Source organism: Microtetraspora sp. AC03309, assembly GCF_020826795.1.
Classification (GTDB): Bacteria; Actinomycetota; Actinomycetes; order Streptosporangiales; family Streptosporangiaceae; genus Microtetraspora; species Microtetraspora glauca.
Window position 1 is genome coordinate 1 of record NZ_JADDIL010000403.1, and the last position, 549, is coordinate 549.

General features: G+C 62.8%; 1 protein-coding gene. It reads left to right on the forward strand.

Annotation, left to right across the window (positions count from 1 at the left end):
- Positions 1-14: 14 nt before the first annotated feature.
- Positions 15-549, forward strand: a 535-nt coding sequence (locus tag IMZ11_RS43560) for a family 1 glycosylhydrolase (protein ID WP_228649562.1), incomplete at its 3' end; no start/stop codon positions are given.

Consider the following 549-nt stretch of genomic DNA (forward strand, 5'->3'; position numbering starts at 1 on the left):
GTTTTTGTATGGTGATGAAGTGGAACAGAGCCCTGTTGGCGTCCGCAATCCTTGCCGCACTGAGTGTGTCCGCCTGTGAGGCAGTCCCGGAGGCGTCGCGAACCGGGGCCTGGGACCGCAACTTCTACTGGGGCACAGCCACCGCCGGATATCAGGTGGAAGGAGACGCGCCTGACAGCAACTGGCGCCAGTACGTGAGCAGGACCGCAGACAAGCCGGTGACGCCCGACTCGGATCCATTGGGGGCAGGTCCGGTCGACCCGTATCGGCAGGCCGTCGACTTCCGGCATCGCTATCACGAGGACATAGCCAACGCACATGCCATGGGTGTCAACACTTTTCGCCTGGGCATCGAGTGGGCGCGGGTGATGCCCGAACCGGGGAAGTGGGACAAACGTGAGCTCGCCTACTACGACGATGTGCTGGCGACGCTGCGCAAGAATGGCATGACGCCGATGATCACCCTGATGCACTGGGTGTATCCCGGATGGATCGCCGACCGGGGCGGATTCATGAACAACGTCGCGGCGTTCGAGGACTTCGCCAGGG